This window comes from Acinetobacter sp. V110_1 (assembly GCF_031798975.1).
GTDB lineage: Bacteria > Pseudomonadota > Gammaproteobacteria > Pseudomonadales > Moraxellaceae > Acinetobacter > Acinetobacter nosocomialis_A.
This window is the reverse complement of sequence record NZ_JAVQNN010000012.1, coordinates 23,176-44,529: the sequence shown is the minus strand read 5'-3', so window position 1 is coordinate 44,529 and position 21,354 is coordinate 23,176. Positions and strand designations below refer to the sequence as shown.

Below are 21,354 nucleotides of genomic sequence, written 5' to 3'. Positions count from 1 at the left end.
CGTAGAATCGCAGCGGAGCTTACTCATTCGTGCAAATTTCACATAAGTCCTTCAGAAACGTCGGGTTAATTGGTCGACCGGATAAATCATCAGTTGTAGAAACACTATGTTTAATTCATGACCATTTGTTAAGTTTAGGCCTAAACCCCATTTTTGATCAGGAAACTGCCGAATTAGTGCCCTATGATCATGCACAAGTTGTTAGTCGTCACTTATTAGGTGAAGTTGCTGATCTGGTGATTGTAGTCGGTGGAGATGGTTCTTTACTTCATGCAGCTAGAGCTTTAGTTCGCTACAATACACCTGTCATTGGTATTAACCGTGGGCGTTTAGGATTTTTAACAGATATTAAGCCTGCGGAAGCTATTTTTAAGCTTGATCAGGTTCTACAAGGTCATTTCCAACTTGATCGCCGTTTCTTGCTTGAAATGGAAGTACGTACCAATGGCGAAGTCATTTATGACGCAATTGCTTTAAATGATGTCGTACTACACTCAGGTAAGTCGGTACATATGATCGACTTTGAACTCAATATTGATGGTCAATATGTTTACCGTCAGCATAGTGATGGTTTAATTGTGTCGACACCGACAGGATCAACTGCTTATGCATTGTCGGGTGGTGGTCCAATTTTACATCCGAGTATGGATGCGATTGCATTAGTCCCTATGCACCCCCATACATTATCTTCACGCCCAATCGTAGTTGGTGGGCAAAGTGAAATTAAAATTGTTATTCGCGAAAATCGAGTGTTACCGATGGTGAGTGCAGATGGTCAACACAGTGTATCGCTCAATGTTGGCGACAGTTTGCACATCCGTAAACACCCATTTAAATTAAGTTTATTACACCCACCAGGTTATGATTTCTATATGGCTTGTCGTACCAAACTGGGTTGGAACCAAGATTTTGAATCTTTTCAAAGAGATGAATCATGAATATTGAACAAATGCTATCTGTTTTAAACCCTGAAATTGTAGAGCGTTTAAAAACAGCAGTAGAAATTGGTAAATGGCCAAATGGTGTTGTTTTAACGAAAGAACAGCGCGAAACATGTATGCAAGCTGTGATTGCTTGGGAGTTAAAGAACTTACCGGAAGAACAGCGTAGTGGTTATATTGACCGCGGAACGAAAGAAGAGGGTGAAGAGTGTGATGATGATCATCACAAGCATGAACCTGAGTTTAAACCGATTCGTTTTGTTTAATTTAGGAAGCTCAGTGATTACTGAGCTTTTTTTATGTTTATCAAAATATAATAAAGAATCATATGAAACATTTAAAACCTGTTTACGTACTATTATTTCTCATATTGTTTAGTGGTGCTGCATTGGCCAAACAACCTATTGAGTGTTTACTCAACGTGAAGGTTGTTGCGAGTCAGAAATACACTTCACCTCAAGCTAAATATACAAGTATAAAAAATGACGGTTATCCCATGTTATTGATTGGGATTCAGGTGCTGGAGTCGCAAACAATACATAGCTCCCAAAAGATCAAAGCGCATCATTTATATTGTAAGAAACTTATTGGTCAACAACGAGATGCTTATCTTTCGGGTCCCTACGATTCTAAGAAGATTACAATCAAAATAGGCGATCATTTGAAACTAAAAAATATTCATTCTTCAGGTCAGGAATATCCATTTTGGCCAGATTTTTATTATGTTGAGCCTTAAAGCCAAGACTATCCTATATAATCTTGGCCATTCGTATTTTAGAAACGACTATTCCACAACGCTTTGGCTTTATCCATTGCATCATCATAGCTATTGACTACCCCCATGGTATATAACGCAATACCCATGGTTTCTGTTACTGCCATTTCACCATATTCATGATGCTGCTGACCAAGCCAGACAGCTTTAAACGTCGCTAAATCTAACTCTTCTTCAATTGGGCTACGTTCAGGCGTAAGCTTTGGTAACTCATGTTCATAGAGTTCACCATTTTTAATACCGCAAATCAGTGTTTTAGCATCGGGGTTTCGCTCAAATTCACCGCCTTCACCTTTAATGACTGCACTATTTTGATAGCCTAAGCGAAGCGCACTATGCTGATGAGAGGTTCTATATGCTGGATGGAATATCGCTTGTAAGGTGGCTTTCGCATTAAATGGATTAATCAGACGGGCTAGAGTATGAATAGGAGAGCGTAAACCCATGACATTTCTTAAAGAAATTAAATCACTTAAAACAGGTGAAATTACTTCTAAAGGTAAATAAGCAAAATTCTGTTCAGCCAATTGTGTGCGGACTTCTTGTTCAGAATGGCAAATTTTATAATCTAAATATTCCAAAACTTGTTCGGTATAGACTCGGTTAATCGTATGTCCAGAAGCGCCGTGCATGACGATTTTATAACCGTGATGAGCAAGTGTCAGGGCAGCCAATAAAAACCAAGGGTAATGTTTACGCTTGCCTGCATAAGATGACCAGTCTAGGTCAACGTCTAAAGGTTGAAAATTAAGTTGGTCTTTGGTGGCTTGTACAAAGCCCGCAAGCTCATCAATAGACTCTTCCTTAACACGTAGAAGCATTAAAAAAGCACCCAACTGAACATCAAGAACTTCGCCTTTTAAAATCATGGTAAAAGCTTGATAAGCTTCTTCATAATTCAGTGATCGAGATCCGGTTTTCCCCTTACCTAAAATACGGACATATTGTGCAAAGGGATGTTCAGCATCTTTATAGATATTACGTTTAGTATTCATGGCAATTCAAAACAGTAAAAATAAGGGGGTAGGCAGCTCAAAATGAAATGTCTACAAGGACTTATCAATATGACATAAAAATCTGCTGAAAAAATATCAAAAGTGTTTCTCATACTAAAGTCTTAAGGCTGCATGAGTATTTTTTGTGCGTATTAGCCAAAATTTTAACCGAATCATGATTTAATTCGAGTAAACTTTCATGTGCTTTTTTGAGCACTCATATCATAATTTTCTGTGATTCTCCTATATCTTCAGCTTTTTATTGAAAAAGTAAGAGGTTATTTCTGGCTACTCAAAGTGGTTGGAAACTTCAGGTATTCTCCTGTTTTAGAAAACAGCTTTTTTGTTTTCGTTGAGGTAGTAGGAAGGTTTTTTGTTATTAAAAAACCGTTTCCCTTTTGCGGTGTTCATGTGAAAGGTTAGGGCTGTGTATTCGTAAAGAATAGACGTTTCATTTTGATATTTCCAACGGACTTGGAAATATAGATTGAAGTAAAGTTATGGCTAAAAAACCGATTTATAAATCACTTTATTTTCAGGTGATTATTGCGATTATTGCGGGTGTTTTGGTAGGGCATTTCTCTCCAAGTACAACGCAAATTGTTAATGGTGTCGAACATCATATTCCAGGTTTAGGTGAGCAACTCAAGCCATTAGGTGATGCTTTTATTCGTTTGATTAAAATGATCATCGCACCTGTTATTTTCTGTACAGTGGTCAGTGGTATTGCTGGTATGGAAAGTATGAAGTCAGTTGGTAAAACTGGCGGTGTTGCGTTGTTATACTTCGAGATCGTTTCAACAATCGCACTTCTGATTGGCCTTGTGGTGATTAATATTGCAAAGCCAGGCGTAGGAATGAATATTGATCCTGCGACTCTGGACACTTCAGGTATCCAAAAATACGTCACTTCTGGTGAGTCACAATCTACCGTTGATTTCTTAATGCATATCATCCCAGATACAGTGGTGGGTGCATTTGCAAATGGTGAAATCTTACAGGTCCTTCTTTTTGCAATTCTATTTGGCTTTGCACTGCATAAGTTAGGTGATGCAGGACGTCCGGTATTAAAGTTAATTGATCAAATTGCACATGTGTTCTTTAACATTGTAAATATGATCATGAAGCTTGCTCCACTAGGTGCGTTCGGGGCAATGGCGTTTACCATTGGTAAATATGGTGTGGGTTCACTGGTGCAGCTAGGTCAGCTCATCCTCTGTTTCTACATTACCTGTTTATTATTTATTTTCTTGGTATTAGGAACGATCAGCCGTTTAAGTGGATTTAGTATTCTTAAGATGGTGCGTTTGATTCGTGAAGAACTCTTAATTGTACTCGGTACATCTTCTTCTGAGTCGGTCTTGCCACGTATGCTACGTAAGCTTGAAATCGCAGGTTGTGAAAAGTCTGTGGTTGGTTTAGTCATCCCAACAGGTTATTCATTTAACCTTGATGGTACTTCTATTTATTTGACGATGGCTGCAATCTTTATTGCTCAGGCAACAAATACACAGCTTGATATTCAGCATCAAATTACTTTGCTTTTGGTACTTTTAATTTCATCTAAAGGTGCGGCAGGTGTAACGGGCTCTGGCTTTATTGTTATGGCTGCAACTTTATCTGCAGTAGGTCATATTCCAGTTGCTGGTTTGGCATTGATTTTAGGTATTGACCGTTTCATGTCAGAAGCACGTGCTTTAACGAACTTAGTTGGTAACTCTTTAGCAACGATTGTGGTTGCGAAATGGGTCGGTGCATTAGATAAAGATAAACTAAATGATGCACTGAATAATCCAGATGAAGTAGATAGAAAAATGCTTGAGCAAAAAAGTGTAATTGCTGAGGCATCTCACTAATCATTTATCGTAATAAAAAAGGAGGCTAAGCTTCCTTTTTTATTGGCTGACTGAAAAGTACAGTTTAAATGAGCAGCTATGCCATGACAGTAACTAAAAAAATGATTAGCATGCACAGCAATGAGATTCGATAAAACAATAAAGCCGAAGGAAAATATTATGTTGGCATATGATGCAGATTTAGAATTATTCCGTGATAATTTTAAACGTTTTATGAATGAGCATATTGCTCCACATTACGACCAATGGGAACGTGAAGGAATTATGCCGCGTTCAGTTTGGAATCAACTGGGCGAAAATGGCTTTTTATGTGTAGATGTTCCAGAAGAATACGGTGGTTATGGCGTTCCAACTTACTATTCATTAATGTTAGTTGAAGAGTCTGCTCGAGCCGGTTTTTGTGCATTATCAACGGCTATTTCTTGTCACTCTGAAATTGCTGCACCTTATATTTTACATATTGGGACAGAAGAGCAAAAACAATACTGGTTGCCGAAAATGGTAACTGGTGAAGTGGTTGGGGCAATTGGTATGACGGAACCGGGTGCTGGTTCAGACTTACAATCAATGCGTACCAGTGCCATTTTGCAAGATGACCATTATTTGCTAAATGGTTCTAAAACATTTATTTCAAATGGGCAACATGCTGACCTTGTGGTGCTCGCAGTAAAAACCGATCCTCAAGCGCGTGCGAAAGGAGTGTCATTATTATTGGCAGATACTCATCTGGAAGGCTTTAAGAAAGGTACCAACCTAGACAAAATCGGTCTACATTCTCAAGATACCTCTGAGCTATTTTTTGACAATGTTAAGGTTCCTAAAAACCATTTACTCGGTCAAGCTGGACAAGGTTTTGCTTATTTAATGCAAGAGTTACCACGTGAACGTACCGCTATTGCATCTACCGCAATTGGCGCTATTCGTGGTGCAATTGATTTAGCAACGGCTTATGTAAAAGAACGTCATGCATTTGGCCAACCTATTTCTCAATTCCAAAATACGCGTTTTGTTTTAGCTCAAGCAAAAATTGATGAGCTTGCTACAGCTGCTTTTTATGAGAGAAACGTTGCTCTATATCAAGAAGGTAAACTTGATGTTGAAACTGCAGCGGCGCTTAAAAGCTTCAGTACAGATATGCAAATGAAAGTGGCTGACAACTTGCTGCAACTTTTTGGTGGTTATGGCTATATGACTGAATATCCGATTTCACGTTTCTTTGTAGATGCTCGTATCCAACGTATTTACGGTGGTACAAATGAAATTATGAAAGAAATCGTAGCGCGTGGATTAATTGGCAAAGCCTAATTAAATAGTTTCAAAAAAAGCCTACCTTTGAGTAGGCTTTTTTATATTACCTATTTGTTAGTTCGATGAATGACAGGATAGTCTTGTTGTTTGGGTAACTGATGTAAGGCCTGATTGATCTTTCTTAAAAACTCATCGGCTTCATCTTGATGAAATGAATCTTCGGTGTATTCACTACGTTCTTGAAAGACGACACCACAACCCGTTATTTTCATATTTTCAGGATTAAATGACCAGTCATTTGAATTCTTTAAGTTAATGTTTAAATCACTTTCACAGCTTTTCCATAGACGTAAAAACTCGTTTGATAATTCTGCTTTAAATCCTCGTGCTGGATAGACCGAAAAGCCTTTCATTTCGGGATTAGAAAACTGTATAAACATGTCTACTGGCATGCCACCCCAAATGATTGCTGTATTTTCTGGTAAAGTAATGCCGGATAAATTTTTCTCTTTTAAAGCATGTGTTTGCTCAAATTTCTGCCTGAAGTGTTGCGACTGATAGGTCAGCTTAGTTTGGGCTGGGATTGGAATACCACGAACTTGATTGTTGATAGTCGTCATATAGTACGGAGAATTATCCCTACCATTGCATCCTGCGATTAAGGGGCAACCGCCACAAGCCGTTAAACTAAAACTTGTAAGACCCAGTAAGCCTAAAACAATAATTTTATTCATTCTATTTTACTGTTGTTATGACATATTGGGTCAGTATAACCAATCTATGCATTAAGAGGTCTATCTTTAAGAACAACGAAATAATCAGCTTCAAATGTAATTATATTTTTACTTGACTGGCTGCTGTGATGGCCCATCAAATAAAGATTTACAGCTTTCTAGGTCTTTGCACGAAGCAAACATAAGTGCTTATGGGAAGAGTGGATACAGATTTGTCATATATTGCTGAGTTAGAGTTCTAAAAATACCGATAAGAAATAGAGTAAGTAAAATAATAAATGAAAATCATTATCAAATAAAGTAATCTTATAGACAGGTTCGAGAGTGATTAACGAAAAAAGCCAATACACCGATATTGCCTAACAAATCAAAGCCGACTATTGTTATACTCTCGTTTAAAAGATGATTTTGCTGAGGCTGCATTCCAATGATCAACGATGATCAAAACAAAACGACTTCTCTTAGTTTAGAACAAATTCGCGAAGATATTGATAGCGTAGATCAACAGATTCAAGAATTATTAAATCGCCGCGCAAGCCTTGCTGAAGCTGTTGCTAAAGCTAAATTTGCTTCCGAAGAGAATCCTTTGTTTTATCGTCCTGAGCGTGAAGCACAAGTTTTACGTAAAGTTATGGAGCGCAATCAGGGGCCTTTATCTGATGTAACCATGGCGCGTCTGTTCCGTGAAATTATGTCTGCTTGTCTTGCTTTAGAAGCTCCACAAAGCATTGCATTTTTAGGGCCAGAAGGTACTTTTACTCAATCTGCTGTACTTAAGCATTTTGGTAAAGATGCAGTTGTTCGTCCATTACCAACTATTGATGAAGTGTTCCGTGAAGTCGAAGCGGGTAGTGCACATTATGGTGTGGTTCCGGTTGAAAACTCATCTGAAGGTATTGTGAATCATACTTTAGACTGCTTTAAAACATCGAATTTAAATGTGATCGGTGAAGTTGAATTGCGTATTCATCATCAATTCCTAGTCTCTGAAAATACGCGTAAAGACAGTATTAAACAGATTTATGCTCACCAGCAAACTTTGGCTCAATGCCGCCAGTGGTTAGATGCGCATTATCCAGGTGTTGAACGTGTTGCTTTAAACTCAAATGCAGAAGCTGCACGCCGTATTCGTAACGAATGGCACTCGGCAGCAATTGCATCTGATATTGCAGCAGGTATGTATAACCTTGAAATCTTACATAGCAATATTGAAGATAATCCAGAAAATACCACTCGTTTCTTAGTGATTGGCCGTGAAAAAATTCCACAAAGTGGCAATGACAAAACATCGTTATTAATTTCGGCACATGACCGTGCAGGTGCTTTATTAGAAATTTTAGCGCCGTTTGCAAAACACAATATTAGCTTAACGAGTATTGAGACTCGTCCAGCATTACCTGAAAAATGGGCATATGTATTCTTTATCGATTTAGAAGGTCATATCGATCAAGAGAACGTTGCTGCGGCAATCAATGATATTCGTCCAATGGTGAAAGAGCTTCGTATTTTAGGTTCTTATCCTGCTGCTGTTCTATAAACACTCATGTTGGAATAATGACATGTATCAAATAGAACATGTCATTATGCTTAAAAACAAATTGCTCAAAGGTTTAAATAAGTTTGAGCAAAAGCAAAGTTGAAGTTATGTCACAACCCCTATTTAAAAAAGTTGCATTTATTGGTTTAGGACTCATCGGGTCGAGTTTGGCGCGCGTTATTGTTGCAGAACAATTGGCGACAACTATTGTGGCTTCTACACGCTCACAGAAAACTTTAGAAGATGCAAAATCACTTGGCTTAATACAAGAAGGATTTTCTGATCCTGTAGAGGCTGTGAAGGGGGCAGATTTAGTTGTTTTAGCCTTGCCAGTACGTGCGACACAAAAAGTGCTCGAGCAAATTAAGCCTTATTTGTCAGAAACCGCTATCGTAACTGATGTGGGAAGTACAAAAGGTAATGTGGTTGATGCAGCAAAAGCTGTATTTGGTGAAGACTTACCTGCAGGTTTTGTGCCGGGACATCCTATTGCTGGTAGTGAGCACACAGGTGTTCATGCAGGTAAGGTTGATCTATTTGCAAATCATAAAGTGATTTTAACGCCGTTGCCAACAAGTGCAGAATGGGCTGTTGATAAACTGATTCAACTTTGGTCAGCTGCTAAAGCTGAAGTTATTTGTATGGATGTTGCCAAGCATGATGAGGTTTTGGCGCATACGAGCCATTTACCGCACTTAATGGCATTTAATCTGGTCGAGCAACTTGCAAACCGTGAAGATAATCTTGATATTTTCCGTTATGCAGCAGGTGGCTTTCGTGATTTCTCACGAATTGCGGCTAGTGATCCCCAAATGTGGCATGACATTTTCTTTGCCAATAAAACAGCCATATTAAATGCTGTAGATGGCTTCGAGAAGCAACTTACTGTACTTAGAAAATTGATTGAAAACGAAGATTCTCATGCATTAATGGGTTTACTTGGCCATGCTCAGGCAGCGCGTCAACATTTCAATCATATGTTAGCCAAAAAACCTTTAATGGAGAAAAATAAGGTGACACAGCAATTCAGTATCTTACCGGGAAATAAGGCATTTAAAGGTAAATTTACCGTACCGGGTGACAAATCTGTGTCACATCGCTCCATTATGTTTGGTGCTATTGCCGAAGGCACGACTCATGTAACTGGCTTCCTTGAGGGCGAAGATGCTTTGGCAACTTTGCAAGCTTTCCGTGATATGGGCGTAAGTATTGAAGGCCCTAAAAATGGTGAAGTGACTATTCATGGCGTAGGTATGCATGGTTTAAAAGCGCCAGCAAGTGCATTGTATATGGGTAATTCTGGTACAAGCATGCGTTTGCTTTCAGGTATGTTATCTGCACAAAAATTTGATTCAGTGATGACAGGAGACGCGTCACTTTCTAAACGTCCAATGGAGCGTATTGCTAAGCCATTGCGTTTAATGGGTGCGCAAATCCAGACAACAGGTGAGAAAGGTACACCACCTGTCAGCATTACGGGTAGCCAGCAATTAAAAGGCATTCAATACGATTTACCGATGGCATCTGCTCAAGTGAAGTCAGGTATTTTACTTGCTGGTTTGTGGGCTAAAGGTGAAACTTCGGTAACTGAACCAGAGCCTACTCGTGACCACACAGAGCGCATGCTTCGTGCATTTGGTTATGATGTTAAAACTGAAGGCAATAAAATTTCACTCGTTGGTGGCGGTAAATTAGTAGGTACTGACATTCAGGTTCCATCAGATATTTCATCTGCTGCTTTCTTTATGGTGGGTGCTGCAATTACTGAGGGTTCTGATGTTATTCTGGAAGCTGTAGGTATTAACCCAACACGTACTGGCGTAATCGAAATTTTAAAACAGATGGGTGCTGACCTGACCGTTGAAAATGAACGTATTGCTGGTGGCGAACCTATTGCTGATATTCATATTAAAGGTTCACGCACGCTTAAAGGCATTCATATGCCAGAAGACCAAGTACCTTTAGCAATTGATGAATTCCCAGCTTTATTTATTGCAGCAGCTTGTGCCGAAGGCCAAACAGTATTAACTGGTGCGGCAGAACTTCGCGTGAAAGAGTCTGACCGTATTCAGGTTATGGCTGATGGCTTAAAAATCATGGGCATTGACTGCACACCAACTGAAGATGGCATCATTATCGAAGGTAAAGGCAAATCTGGCGATTGGTCACCAATCTTTGCTGGTGGTGAAATCGAATCGCACCATGACCACCGTATTGCTATGAGTTTTAGTATGGCAGGTCTTCGTACTTCTGGTCCGATTACCATTCAGGGTACTGAAACTGTGGCGACAAGTTTCCCAACTTTCACTGAGTTGGCGAATCGTGCAGGCTTAACAATCGAAGTTAGCCAATAACTTTTGACCTAACACATTTTATAATTGCTAACACAATAGCAACGGCAGCAGCGGGCTAAAGGCTTGGCTGCTGTTTGTTTATTGCTTATGCTAAGTGCAGATAATGATAAAAGTGTTAGGACAAAGGATGAAAAAATTACAATTTATTGCCAGTTGCCCACAACATGGGGTGCTTGATCATCCACCAAATGAATGCCATATCACTCAAGAATATGTAGCGGCTTTACTGTTTAAGCAATTGGGGCATTATGGTTTTGATGCGCAGCATATTGTGCATGAACATGAAAAAGTAGAAGTCAGTATAGATAATCATCTTTTGCCATTATCTATTACTTGTCAAAAAACAGACCATGAAGGGCATTTGATGTGTGAAATCTCTGCCAATCCTGATGAAGAACAAGATTGGTTTGAGAAAATCGAAACGCAAAGTATTATTCGTCAGCTTGCGCAGGCCGTTGAAAATAGTTTGAAAGCTGATCATAGCTTTTCGGCATTTGAATGGAAGAACTAAGCACACGACTGTTAAGACTTATTTATGAAGTACGGCTTTTTAGAAAAGTCGTACGATCTCTTTAGATTAAAGATAAAAATACAAAATCTTTCCCGAAATCCCTACCTATCTTTAATGCTTTGTGTATATTGAAATTATTAAGATATTTACATAATTAGAGTGTAGTTTTCATGACACAAGTTGATATTGCAGCACTATCTCCTCAAGTGGTTTGGCAGCATTTTCAAACACTTTGCACTATTCCTCGTCCTTCAAAGCATGAACAGCAGCTTCGTGAATTTTTACAAAACTGGGCTGAAAGTCGGAATTTAGAAACATACGTAGATGAAGTCGGTAATTTAATTATCCGTAAGAATGCGACTACGGGTAAAGAACATGTGTCTGGAGTCATTCTGCAAGGCCATTTAGATATGGTCACACAAGCCAACACTGGCACAGTACACGACTTCTTTAAAGACCCGATTCGCCCGGCTCTTGAGGATGGCTGGTTAATTGCTAAAGACACTACCTTAGGTGCAGACAATGGCATCGGGGTAGCTTTAGCCTTGGCAGTTTTAGACTCAAATGATATTGCTCATGGACCAATTGAAGTTCTTTTAACAGTCGACGAAGAAGCAGGCATGAGTGGTGCACGGCTTTTACAGGCAGGTGTATTAAAAGGGAAATGGTTATTTAATATTGATACAGAAGAGTGGGGCGAGCTATATCTCGGATGTGCTGGCAGTATTGATGTTGAAGTAGAACAGCCACTCACGTATGAGACAATTCCTGAAAATCTGACGGTTGTGAATATTCAGGTTGCGGGCCTTAAAGGTGGTCACTCTGGCGTAGATATTCATTTAGGACGTGGCAATGCCAACGTTATTTTGGCTCGTTTTTTAAATGAGTATTTAGTAAAGCTTGGTGGACACCTTGTTGAATTTACAGGTGGTACAGCTCGTAATGCCTTACCTCGAGAAGCTGTAGCGACTATTGCAATTTCATCTAATCAATTGCCTGACTTAGAAAGATTACTCGCTGAATATCAAACAGCATGGAAAAAACAGCTACAAGGTATTGATGATAATTTGCAATTAACTATTCAGGCCAATAGCGCTAAAGTGGCGGGAGTGATCGCTCAACAACAGCAAAATGAGTGGTTACAAGCTTTAGCAACAAGTCCTTATGGCGTTGCAAGTATGAGCCAAGCTTTACCAGACGTAGTTGAGACTTCAAATAATATTGGAGTGGTGAGACTAAATAGAGAAGGTGGAAAAGCTGTTTTAATGGTTCGCTCAATGGTAAATCAAGAAGCTCAAGATTTTGCAGAAAAAATTCAGGCACATTTTAGTCAATTTAATATCGCTTCTGCACTCACGCCGTTAGTGTCGGGTTGGACACCAAATCCTGACTCAGCTGCTCTAAAGTGCTTACAACAAGCCTATCAAAATGCATTTAATATTGAACCAAATCTAAAAGTGATTCATGCAGGCTTAGAATGTGGGATTATTGCTGAACATTATCCAGATTTACAAATGGTTTCTTTTGGACCGGATATTCAAGGTGCGCATGCACCAGGTGAACGAGTCAAAGTTGATACTGTAGAGAAATGCTGGAAGCTACTGGTAACCGCTTTGGCATCTGTAGAGTAATTTTTTTAGAAATAAGAAGCTCAGTCATGAGCTTCTTAAACTTTAACTTTTACATGAAAATGATCTGGTTTTAACTCGACAAACTCTATTTCACAATCAATAAATTTTTCAATCATGGCTGCTTGAGTACGAGTGTGTTCGCTAATACATTGTGCGGTGAACTCACCCCCTTGACCTAATGCCAAAGGTAGCAGTAACTGGTCTGCCAAATATTCATCTACCACAGCCTGTGACGCTAAATATAGCTTTACATCTTTTGCTAAATGGTCAGCTATTTGCTCGGCACTTTTGCGCATTTCACCTAAAGCTGTAAACAATTGAGTGTGATGTTGATGGGTGACTTTTACGTAAAGCACATTGCCTTGGCTAATCCCATTTAAATGAAATTGCTGCTGCGAGCTTAAGTTTAGCTTTTTACTTAATGTGGTTAATTCACGTTGTGCAATTTGTGCTTCTTCTGAAAGATTTAATATCGCTGCAAAAGCCTCATTACTTTGTAAAACACCACGATCTAATAAATTTAGCTTGTTTCGATTTTGCCATGGCTGAATGGTAACTTGAATTTCACCCGCACCAATTGGAAAGAAGCCAGCTTTATTTAATTTAAAATCGACGTTAACTCCAATCTTCGCTAGAGCAGGTAGAAAGCAGTGTTCAATAAAATCTGCTGTTGGTGCAAGTGGGTTATGTGTACCGCCTGAAATGGTGAGTTCGCTAGCTTCATTTTGTAATAACAAAACAGGTAGAAGCGTTTGTAAAACCAGTGTTGTACTACCCGCTGAACCAATTTGAAATTGATATTTACCACTTTGAACATGCTGAGGTGCGAAATATAAACGCTGGCTATGTAATTCAGCGCCTTCCACATAAGCTTGGCTAATTTGTTGAGATGCCTGTACACAAACTAAATGTTGACGCATTAGCCCTGGTTTTTTACGTCCTGCACGTATATTAATTAATTCAAACGGTTGGCCTGTAATCATTGAAAGCGCAAGGGCAGTTCTTAAAATCTGTCCACCACCTTCACCTTGTGAGCCATCAATTTGAATGGCTTTTGGCATATTTGCCAAAACTGTATTCACTTCTATTTTCCTTATTTTCTAATTTAATGAACATACTGTCAGTACATGGTAATGCGAAGTAACGCGTGACCTTGCTTTTGACAAAGGTTTGCTAGGTGCATAGTGCTGAGCCTGATAAGTGAATATCGATGCACGACTCACATGCTGCCATAGCCGCCTGAATTATTTTCAATCCCTCAGATCGGAGTAACGCAGGATCTTGTACTCGCCCAGTATGTCCAAACTTTGATTGTGAAAATGATTTCACAAAATCTATTGTTTAATCGATAAGATCAATTTGCCAATTAGCAGCCTGAATTTTGATGTTTAAGTCACGTAGTTTCGCACTGATATCATCTGCCTGCTTTTGTAAGCTAGAAACAGGAATGACTTTCTTCCACTTAATTTCACGTGAGCTATAACGATCAGGTTCTCGATGTGTATTGGCAATCGCATCGATTAAAATCTTATGCTGTTCAGCATAACTATCGCGCAAGCTTAATAGAGACAATAATACTTTGCCATCTTCCAGTTTTGCTTGTGCATTGGTCAAATGAATACGACAAATCAATTGATTGCTTTCCTGAGTTAAAGCAAATACTTGTTTGATGAGTTCATTTGGATCTTCACTAGGTTCATCACCGTCTTGTACCAATACATTGGCATTAATTCGTTGTTTTAACGAAGCGAGCTTTTTTTGTTGATCGCTTCGAAGTAAAAGTGCTTCTGCGAGTTTCATTTTATTTACCCGTATCAGTTTTAAGTGTTGGCTTCAAAAGTAACGAGAATTTCTGCATCTTTACCTTGGAGGTAAAGATGCTGCCAATGTTGGAGATACTTTGGAAGGTATTTATTTGGTGGCCTTATATAGCCCTGTTGGGAATCTTTTAATTCTCCGATTAGACCTTCAATATATGATTTTAAATAAACTGCAATTACCGTGAATTGCTTATCACTTAACGTAGAAAATAGATTTTTACGAAAAAAGTAAACTATTGTTTCCGTGGGTGTTCCTATACTTTTCATTTGAAATTGCCAGTCTAAAAATTGTGGATCGTCACACATTTTCTTCATGCTTCTCCAAATGGAGTTAGAAGTAAAGAATTGCTTGAAGTTCTCATAAATTGGCATATTTTCATTGAAATTTAATAGTTCTATATAACAGTCAAATTGTGGTTGAAATGCTGGATCTAAAGCATTTGCTGTTATACATATCCCTTCTAAAATGTGATTGAATTTTTCTATATCTATATTTTGCATAGCATTAACCCTTAACACACACCACTTGTCTTAAGGTATAGACTACTTCAACCAAATCGCTTTGGGCTTTCATTACATCTTCAATCGGTTTATATGCCGATGGAATTTCATCAATAACAGCAGCATCTTTACGGCATTCCACACCTTCAGTTTGGGCAATTTGATCTTCCACAGTAAAACGTCGTTTTGCTTCAGTACGGCTCATAACACGGCCTGCACCATGCGAACATGAACAGAAAGCCTCCTGATTTCCAAGTCCACGGACAATAAACGACTTCGCACCCATTGAACCTGGAATAATTCCATATTCACCTAGACGCGCACGGACTGCACCTTTACGAGTGATCATTACTTCTTCACCGTAATGTTCTTCCTTTTCCACATAGTTATGGTGACAGTTCACTGCTTCCAAACGTGCCTGAAAAGGCTTTGGTACAATAGTAGCCAAGGCTTTAATCGCAGATTGCATCATGATTTCTCGGTTCTTCATCGCAAAGCGTTGAGCCCAACCTACCGCAAACCAGTAATCATCAAAATGTTCAGTTCCTTCAACTAGGTATGCTAAATCTTTATTTGGTAAGTTAATGAAATGCTTCTGCATGTCTTTACGTGCAAGTTCGATAAAATGGTTACCGATAGCATTTCCTACACCACGAGAACCTGAATGCAACATAATCCAGACATGATCATGCTCATCTAAACAGATTTCGACAAAATGGTTTCCAGTACCTAAAGTTCCCAAATGCTTACGGTTGTTAGTATTTTTTAAACGTGGGTGTTTTGCGCAAATGTACTCAAAATCTGCAACCAGATCGGTCCAAGCTTGATCTACCATTTCTGGTGGAGTTTCCCATGACCCACGATCACGTCCGCGCTTGGTCATTCCATGTGGGATTAAACGTTCAAGTTCAGTACGTAGTGCATGTAAGTTATCTGGTAAATCTGAAGCAGTTAAGCTTGTACTGGTTGCCATCATTCCACAACCAATATCTACACCCACAGCAGCAGGAATAATTGCCCCTTTAGTTGGAATTACGCTACCAATAGTTGCTCCTAAACCGAAGTGTACATCTGGCATAACAGCCATCCATTTATAAATAAAAGGCATTTGAGCTGTTTGTAATAATTGTTGTTTTGAGTTGTCATCAACAAGCACGCCTTTAGTCCACATTTTGACTGGCATACTTTTTTCATTTTGCAGAACTTCATAAGAACGTTGTTGCTGCTTTTGTTCAAACTGAGCTTGTTGGTTAATTTCTTCAATGACAGACATTTTCTTTTCCTTTCAAAGCCTGCCTGCCAAGCGTTTGCAGGCAGGTGTTATTCACAATATCCCAATGATGTTGTGTGCTTTGTACTATTGCACTGAGTGTGCCAACTTTTAAAAATACACTTAATTGAAAATATAAGTTATTGAAAATAATATATAAAAATAATTATTCTTTCTGTGTAACTAATTTCTGTTGGAAATTTTAATATTTAAAAGATATCTAAAAATATATTTAAATATCTTTTTGGATACACTTAATTAGCTGGTTTTACGGTTTTTATCGACTTTTAAAAGCTGTCCAGCTTCATTTAAAGTAAATTCGTCAAAATCATTGGCTAAATAAAAATGACCTCTATAAAACTGGCGAACTTCTTCAGTAATAGCTTGCTGCCCAGCTTTATCCTGATGTCGGGGGCTAAAATGCGTCAGAATTAAATTACTCAAAGATTGCTGTTCTGCAAATTCAGCCACCATTTTTGCTGAGCTATGCATTGGACCTTTGCCGACTTTATCTAAAACCGTTTGCAAGTATGTGGACTCATGAATAAGGAGTTGGGCATCTTTGCAAGCGTCAGCTAATAGTTTTGGTTGGTCATTATCACCACCTATAATTGCATGAACTTGGTGATTTTGAATTTTGATAAAGTCTTGAGCTTTTAAAGTTTGTCCCTCAAATTCAATATTGTAGCCTCGTTTTAAATGGCCCCACATATCGCCTTGAGGTATGCCAAGCTGAGTTAGAGCTTGGGTATCTAACTTCTTCTGAATAGATTTGATATAAATGCTAAAAGCAAAACTTGGAACACGATGGCTTAGTGGATGTGCTTGAACAATGAGTTCGTCAGTGATTTGTTGTGGCTGCGTTGCTTCATTCACATCAATAAATTGAAGGGAATAGGGTAAATGTAAATCTGTAAGTTGGGCAGTGATTTCAAACCATTGCTGAATTTCTTTCGGTGCAATCACGATTAAGGGTTTGCTACGGGCATTCATGCCTGCACTTGCTAATAAACCAACTAGACCATAACAATGGTCGCCGTGAACATGTGTAATACAAATGGCAACTAGGTTTTGTAGTGAAAGTTTAGCTTGTTGAATACGGTGCTGTGTCCCTTCGCCAGCATCAATTAAAATCCAGTCCTTATTTTTGCTGTTACGAACTGCTAATCCTGAAACATTACGTGTCAGGGTCGGTACACCTGAAGATGTGCCTAAAAAAGTAAAATGAAGCATATTCTTGGAATTTTTTGGTCAAATGCGTATTGTATATTATAGACACTTATAAAATTTTATAGAAATTATGGCGGATGCAAAGAAAACAGTCGTTATTGGCTTTGTCGGTTCTACACTTGATCAGGGGAGAAAGCCAGATCGATGGCAACGTTGGCGTCCTACGATTAGCTTGTTAATGCATGAAGATTTGCTTGTAGATGAATTGGTACTTTTACATGATCGACAGCATCATAATTTAGTTAAATCTATAGCAGCAGATGCTAAAGAGATTTCTCCACAAACTGAGGTTTCTGGACATAAGGTAAGTATTAAAGATCCTTGGGATTTTGCTGAAGTTTATGGTGCACTCTATGACTTTGTAAAAACGTATCCGTTTAATGTCGAAAAAAATAACTATTTACTGCATATCACGACAGGAACGCATGTTGCTCAAATTTGTTGGTATTTATTGATAGATGCGCATTATTTACCAGCTCAACTTATCCAAAGTTCACCTAATCAACACAAGACATCAGAAGGTGAATATAGAATTATTGATCTGGATTTGTCTCGATACGATGTTTTAAAACAGCGATTCGATGATGAACAAAAACAAAATTGGCAACAACTTAAAGCCAATATTTCTACTCATAATAAAGCGTTTAATCAGCTTATTGAGGAAGTTGAATTAGTTGCAACCCGGTCTAGCGCGCCTATTTTAATCATGGGTGCAACAGGGGTTGGTAAGTCTCATTTGGCAAAACAAATTTTTCAGTTAAAGAAAGATAAATTTCAATTAAGTGGTCGTTTTATTGATGTTAACTGTGCAACCTTACGTGGTGATAGTGCCATGTCAACTTTATTTGGTCATATAAAAGGTGCATTTACAGGAGCAGCTGCATCTCGTGCTGGTTTATTAAAAAGTGCTGACCAAGGCATTTTATTTTTAGATGAAATTGGTGAATTGGGACTTGATGAACAAGCTATGCTACTAAAAGCGCTAGAAGACAAAAGCTTTTTTCCTGTTGGAAGTGATAAGGAAATTCAGGTCGATTTTCAGCTAATAGCGGGTACTAACCGTGATTTACGTAATGAAGTTCAAGCGGGCCGTTTTCGTGAAGATTTATGGGCTCGTTTGAATACGTGGACGTTCTTTTTACCAAATTTAAAAGATCGTGTAGAAGATATTGCACCCAATATTGATTTTGAGCTACAGCGTTTTGCTGCAATTCATCAAAGGCAATTGCGTTTTCAACGTGATGCATTAGAAACATATTTAAAGTTTGCTAAATCAGTAGATGCATCATGGCAAGGGAATTTTAGAGATTTAGCAGCGAGCGTAACTCGGTTGGCAACTTTATCTCAAGGTAAGTTAATTCGTCGTGAAGCTGTAGAAAAAGAAATTCAGCGCCTAAAGAAACTTTGGCTAATTCAGGGTGAATCTTACAATGATAAAAATACAGATATTTTGTTGAACTATTTGGATTCTGAACAAATAGAGCAAATAGATGAATTTGATCAGATTCAATTACGAGGTGTGCTCAAAGTCTGTGAAAATTCAAAATCAATGGCAGAGGCTGGGAGGCAACTATTTTCGGTATCTCGTCAACAGCGTAATACAACGAACGATAGTGACCGAGTGAAAAAATATTTGGCCCGTTTTGGGTTAAGTTGGAATAATTTTTAGCAGTTACAGCACTTATGAAATGATGGACACAGACTCAATCTATGCCCATCAAATACACTTTATTTCATGATAATAAAGCGTGTAATGATTTGACGAAGCTGTTTTAAATAACCTGTAAAGAAGTGATTAGCGCCCGGCAGAATCGTAATTGGATGCTTCTGCGGTTTTGCCCATGCAATTGCATCTGAAAGTAAAGTAATATCATCTTGCTCACCATGAATGAGTAGAATATCACCTTGAATTTCAGGAGTTTTATAGTGACGTAAGCCCACTACAGTCGCTGTTGGCAAGCCACACAAAATTAACTGTACTGGTTGTAATTCTGGGCTAAGCTGCGCATGACATTTTGCCAAAACGTGTGAACCGAAGCTGAAACCGCCTGCATAGAATGGTAAGCCTTCATGAAGCTTACGAACGTGTTCAATGACAGCTAAAATATCTTTGGTTTCACCATGGCCTTCATCATGAACACCTTCACTGCTGCCTAAACCACGGAAACTAGGACGGTAAACAATACAACCATATTCATTAAAGATTTGGGTTAAAAGAGCAGGGACTTTATGTTGAGGAGTTCCACCTTGCAATGGGTGCGGATGGCAAACAACCGCAAAGCCTTTGATTTCACCTTCAGGGCGGTCTACAAAAAGTTCAATTTTACCTACTGGACCCTGAATGAAAATTTGCTCAGACATATAAGAATCGATAAATAACAATACGTATTCCTATTTTACCGATAGTCGTCATTGAAAACACGAGTTAGCATTAAAAAATATCTACTGTTATAGTTGGTATTAAGAATAATTTTTTCAGGTTGTCTATGCTTGCTTTAATTTCTCCTGCAAAAACTTTAGATTATGAAACAGCGTTACCTACAGATGAGTTTACTCAGCCGCGCTTATTAGAAAACTCAGCACAATTAATTGATGTTTGCCGCAAACTTTCCGCTTCGGAAATTGCGACTTTAATGAGTGTTAGTGAAAAAATTGCCACACTAAATGCAGATCGATTCAGAGATTGGAATCCCGAATTTAATTTCTCAAATGCTCGCCAAGCAATCTATGCATTTAAAGGTGATGTTTATACTGGTTTAGATGCTTATCATTTAAAAGACAAAGATATTGATTTTGCACAGCAGCATTTGCGTATGCTCTCTGGTCTATATGGTTTATTGCGTCCTTTAGATTTAATGATGCCTTATCGTTTAGAGATGGGTACTAAATTAAAAAATACTCGCGGTCATAATTTGTATGAATTCTGGGGTGATATCATCACTAACCAAATTAATGAAGACTTGGCAGCAATTAAATCTGAATTGCTGGTAAATCTAGCTTCGGATGAATATTACAAGTCTGTCAATGAAAAGAAAATTAAGGCTGAAATTGTTAAGCCTGTTTTTCTTGACCAGAAAAATGGCAAATATAAAGTCATTAGTTTCTATGCGAAAAAAGCACGTGGTTTAATGGCTCGTTTTATTATTGAAAACCAATTAAATAAAGCTGAGGACATCAAAGCGTTTAATACCGAGGGTTACTACTTTGATGCTGATAATTCATCGGCAAAAGAGTTGGTGTTTAAACGTGATGAGCAATAATCCTAAGCGTGGTTAATAGATGATGATGCAGCTTTATTTATTAAAACTGAAACATTTTTGGTTTGAGCTGCATCAGTATTATCATTTTTCCGAACCGCAGAAAATTTTGGATAAACTCATTGCTGCCTATAGTGAAAGACAGCGGGCTTACCATAGCGTGCAGCATTTATATGAATGTTTGAGTTTGCACCAATCGATTCAGTCCGAATTAAATGATCCTTCTGCTGTCGCATTGGCTCTTTGGTTTCATGATGTAGTCTACGAACCTCAAGCGCTAGATAATGAACTTAAAAGTGCCGAGTTATTTGAGCAATTGATGGCTCAAGATTTACAGCTAGATACAATTCAGAAAATAAAGCGTTGGATTCTTGCGACTCAAAAGCATGCATTAGCTGATGAAACAGATTTGCAATTTTTATTGGATATTGATTTAGCTATTTTGGCAGCAACACCTGAACGTTTTATCCAGTATGAACAGCAAATTCAGCAGGAGTATTCTTGGGTTGATCTAGAAGTATATTCAATTAAGAGAAAACAAGTTTTAATACATTTTTATCAGTCTGAGCCACTTTATCAAACTGTATATTTCCAAAAGAATTTTGAGTTAAACGCCAAGCAAAATTTAAAGAAAATATTGGAATAGCCTAAGCTAAATATAAAATTTAGATCTGTTGATTGAATAAAGTTATAG

Annotated in this window: 20 protein-coding genes and 1 pseudogene; 12 read left to right on the top strand and 9 right to left on the bottom strand. The window is 38.3% G+C overall.

Going from position 1 to position 21,354, the window contains the following annotated elements:
• Positions 1 to 29: 29 nt before the first annotated feature.
• From RMA95_RS00695 to RMA95_RS00685, 3 genes are all read left to right on the top strand, one after another.
• Positions 30 to 938, top strand: a complete 909-nt coding sequence (locus RMA95_RS00695) for an NAD(+) kinase (protein ID WP_002049094.1) — start codon at positions 30 to 32, stop codon at positions 936 to 938.
• A complete protein-coding gene (locus RMA95_RS00690) occupies positions 935 to 1,207 on the top strand; it encodes a YeaC family protein (protein WP_004643467.1) in 273 nt (90 codons plus the stop codon). Before RMA95_RS00695 ends, RMA95_RS00690 begins: the two co-directional genes overlap by 4 nt.
• A gap of 62 nt (positions 1,208 to 1,269) precedes the next feature.
• Entirely contained in the window at positions 1,270 to 1,677 is a 408-nt protein-coding gene (locus RMA95_RS00685) for a hypothetical protein (protein WP_311069308.1), read from the top strand.
• A 38-nt stretch (positions 1,678 to 1,715) separates the two neighbouring features.
• Here RMA95_RS00685 and RMA95_RS00680 read toward each other — a convergent pair whose 3' ends face one another.
• A complete protein-coding gene (locus tag RMA95_RS00680) occupies positions 1,716 to 2,711 on the bottom strand; it encodes a glycosyl transferase family protein (RefSeq protein ID WP_311069307.1) in 996 nt (331 codons plus the stop codon).
• Positions 2,712 to 3,211: 500 nt separating this feature from the next.
• On the opposite strand from RMA95_RS00680, the gene RMA95_RS00675 reads away from it, so the two are divergent.
• Both RMA95_RS00675 and RMA95_RS00670 read left to right on the top strand, forming a co-directional pair.
• Entirely contained in the window at positions 3,212 to 4,567 is a 1,356-nt protein-coding gene (locus tag RMA95_RS00675; RefSeq protein WP_002049312.1) for a dicarboxylate/amino acid:cation symporter, read from the top strand.
• Between the two features lie 159 nt (positions 4,568 to 4,726).
• Positions 4,727 to 5,872, top strand: coding sequence for an acyl-CoA dehydrogenase family protein (locus RMA95_RS00670; protein ID WP_311069306.1), 1,146 nt, complete (start codon positions 4,727 to 4,729; stop codon positions 5,870 to 5,872).
• 50 nt (positions 5,873 to 5,922) lie between these two features.
• Here the strand turns inward: RMA95_RS00670 and RMA95_RS00665 are convergent, their stop codons facing one another.
• Together RMA95_RS00665 and RMA95_RS00660 are read right to left on the bottom strand one after the other, a co-directional pair.
• A complete protein-coding gene (locus RMA95_RS00665; protein WP_311069305.1) occupies positions 5,923 to 6,549 on the bottom strand; it encodes a hypothetical protein in 627 nt (208 codons plus the stop codon).
• A 108-nt stretch (positions 6,550 to 6,657) separates the two neighbouring features.
• A pseudogene (locus tag RMA95_RS00660) lies at positions 6,658 to 6,774 on the bottom strand (alpha/beta hydrolase); the annotation flags it as partial.
• A 202-nt stretch (positions 6,775 to 6,976) separates the two neighbouring features.
• On the opposite strand from RMA95_RS00660, the gene pheA reads away from it, so the two are divergent.
• From pheA to RMA95_RS00640, 4 genes are all read left to right on the top strand, one after another.
• The gene (gene pheA / locus RMA95_RS00655) at positions 6,977 to 8,086 is read left to right on the top strand and encodes a prephenate dehydratase (RefSeq protein ID WP_002049199.1); all 1,110 of its coding nucleotides are present in this window, start codon (positions 6,977 to 6,979) and stop codon (positions 8,084 to 8,086) included.
• Between the two features lie 107 nt (positions 8,087 to 8,193).
• Positions 8,194 to 10,440, top strand: coding sequence for a bifunctional prephenate dehydrogenase/3-phosphoshikimate 1-carboxyvinyltransferase (locus RMA95_RS00650; protein ID WP_311069304.1), 2,247 nt, complete (start codon positions 8,194 to 8,196; stop codon positions 10,438 to 10,440).
• A gap of 127 nt (positions 10,441 to 10,567) precedes the next feature.
• Positions 10,568 to 10,951 (top strand): hypothetical protein, encoded by a 384-nt coding sequence (locus tag RMA95_RS00645; RefSeq protein ID WP_005068294.1) that lies wholly within the window; start codon positions 10,568 to 10,570, stop codon positions 10,949 to 10,951.
• A 170-nt stretch (positions 10,952 to 11,121) separates the two neighbouring features.
• Positions 11,122 to 12,582, top strand: coding sequence for an aminoacyl-histidine dipeptidase (locus RMA95_RS00640; RefSeq protein ID WP_311069303.1), 1,461 nt, complete (start codon positions 11,122 to 11,124; stop codon positions 12,580 to 12,582).
• A gap of 35 nt (positions 12,583 to 12,617) precedes the next feature.
• Here the strand turns inward: RMA95_RS00640 and rtcA are convergent, their stop codons facing one another.
• The 5 genes from rtcA to RMA95_RS00615 all read right to left on the bottom strand — a co-directional run bounded on the left by rtcA (position 12,618) and on the right by RMA95_RS00615 (position 17,406).
• The gene (rtcA, locus tag RMA95_RS00635; RefSeq protein WP_311069302.1) at positions 12,618 to 13,664 is read right to left on the bottom strand and encodes an RNA 3'-terminal phosphate cyclase; all 1,047 of its coding nucleotides are present in this window, start codon (positions 13,662 to 13,664) and stop codon (positions 12,618 to 12,620) included.
• A 259-nt stretch (positions 13,665 to 13,923) separates the two neighbouring features.
• Entirely contained in the window at positions 13,924 to 14,382 is a 459-nt protein-coding gene (locus RMA95_RS00630) for a DIP1984 family protein (RefSeq protein ID WP_000761349.1), read from the bottom strand.
• A gap of 20 nt (positions 14,383 to 14,402) precedes the next feature.
• The gene (locus RMA95_RS00625) at positions 14,403 to 14,903 is read right to left on the bottom strand and encodes a hypothetical protein (protein WP_311069301.1); all 501 of its coding nucleotides are present in this window, start codon (positions 14,901 to 14,903) and stop codon (positions 14,403 to 14,405) included.
• Positions 14,904 to 14,907: 4 nt separating this feature from the next.
• Positions 14,908 to 16,176, bottom strand: coding sequence for an RtcB family protein (locus RMA95_RS00620; RefSeq protein ID WP_311069300.1), 1,269 nt, complete (start codon positions 16,174 to 16,176; stop codon positions 14,908 to 14,910).
• Positions 16,177 to 16,431: 255 nt separating this feature from the next.
• Positions 16,432 to 17,406 carry a ribonuclease Z gene (locus RMA95_RS00615; RefSeq protein WP_311069299.1) on the bottom strand — a complete coding sequence of 325 codons (975 nt, stop codon included), beginning with the start codon at positions 17,404 to 17,406 and terminating at the stop codon, positions 16,432 to 16,434.
• A 67-nt stretch (positions 17,407 to 17,473) separates the two neighbouring features.
• Here RMA95_RS00615 and rtcR point away from each other — a divergent pair, with 67 nt between their 5' ends.
• Positions 17,474 to 19,072 (top strand): RNA repair transcriptional activator RtcR, encoded by a 1,599-nt coding sequence (rtcR, locus tag RMA95_RS00610; protein ID WP_311069298.1) that lies wholly within the window; start codon positions 17,474 to 17,476, stop codon positions 19,070 to 19,072.
• 59 nt (positions 19,073 to 19,131) lie between these two features.
• Here rtcR and RMA95_RS00605 read toward each other — a convergent pair whose 3' ends face one another.
• Positions 19,132 to 19,764 (bottom strand): hydrolase, encoded by a 633-nt coding sequence (locus tag RMA95_RS00605; RefSeq protein ID WP_311069296.1) that lies wholly within the window; start codon positions 19,762 to 19,764, stop codon positions 19,132 to 19,134.
• 125 nt (positions 19,765 to 19,889) lie between these two features.
• On the opposite strand from RMA95_RS00605, the gene yaaA reads away from it, so the two are divergent.
• Together yaaA and RMA95_RS00595 are read left to right on the top strand one after the other, a co-directional pair.
• Positions 19,890 to 20,663 (top strand): peroxide stress protein YaaA, encoded by a 774-nt coding sequence (yaaA, locus tag RMA95_RS00600; protein ID WP_068933421.1) that lies wholly within the window; start codon positions 19,890 to 19,892, stop codon positions 20,661 to 20,663.
• Positions 20,664 to 20,682: 19 nt separating this feature from the next.
• Entirely contained in the window at positions 20,683 to 21,306 is a 624-nt protein-coding gene (locus RMA95_RS00595; RefSeq protein WP_311069295.1) for a metal-dependent hydrolase, read from the top strand.
• The last annotated feature ends 48 nt before the right edge of the window (positions 21,307 to 21,354 follow it).